General features: G+C 77.0%; 1 protein-coding gene. It reads right to left on the bottom strand.

Annotated features, from left to right (window positions below; translation table 11 throughout):
• Positions 1-765, bottom strand: a 765-nt coding sequence (locus IF43_RS0135560; protein WP_267884819.1) for a M14 family zinc carboxypeptidase, incomplete at its 3' end; no start/stop codon positions are given.
• Positions 766-921 lie beyond the last annotated feature (156 nt).

Genomic DNA, 921 nt, shown 5'->3' with positions numbered 1-921 from the left:
GGCGGGGGCGTCGGCGGTGGGGGTGGCATGGGTGGTCGTGGCGGTGGTGGGGGCGGTCGTGGTTGCGGTGATGGTGGCGGGGACGGTCGTGGTTGCGGTGGTGGTGGCGGTTCCGTCCGGCATGACGAAGATCCCGGGGCCGGGGGAGGGCCAGCCGGCCGCGTCCGAGGCACTGGTCTCCACCGGGATGCGCAGCTCCGCGGCCGACTTGCCGAACGGCTCCGCAAGCCCCGGTATGTCGCGGGTGAGTTGCACCCAGCTGCCGCCCAGGTCGGTCCCGTGCAGGGAGAGCTGGAGGAGGGGCCGAAGCTCGTCGATGAGCCCGGTCAGTGCGACGGTCTCGGGCGGCAGCCGGTCCGGGGCCAGTAAGGCCGGGGCCCACTCGGGCTGTTCCGGTCCGGGCGGGCGGAAGAAGTTCCGGTGGTAGTCGAGCAGCGTGTACGGGCGCGGGGTCCGGTGCAGCGCGGCCCCGTCGGGGTCGGCGCACAGCAGGAAGTGCCAGCCGCCGTGCTCGCGCAGGGCCGGCTCGCGGACCACGCGGCGGGCCAGGGCCAGCGCGGTCGGGCCGCCGACCGGCTCGTTGGCGTGCGCGCCGGCGACCACGAGCACCTCACAGCCGCCCGGCTCCCGGCCCCCGGCCGAGAGCAGCCACAGCGGGCGCCCGCCCCGGGACGTGCCGACCTGGCGGAGCCGGGCCAGGTCGGGATGCTCGTCCACGAGCGCGCGGGCGGTGAGGGCGAGTTCGCGAGCGGTGGGGTAGCACATGCCACGGAATAGGGTCACCCCGTTGCTCTGCCCGCCCGGGGCCCGGCGTACCGTCCCGGCCCGCGATTTCCGGGGCGGGACCGGTGGGGCCGGGGTAGCGGGGGCCCTGCGGGGTCGCGCCCCGGGGCTTCGGTCGGCTGGGGGTGGGGGTGGGGC

This window comes from Streptomyces sp. NRRL S-87 (genome assembly GCF_000719335.1).
Taxonomy (GTDB): Bacteria; Actinomycetota; Actinomycetes; order Streptomycetales; family Streptomycetaceae; genus Streptomyces.
This window is presented reverse-complemented; position numbering and strand designations above follow the sequence as displayed.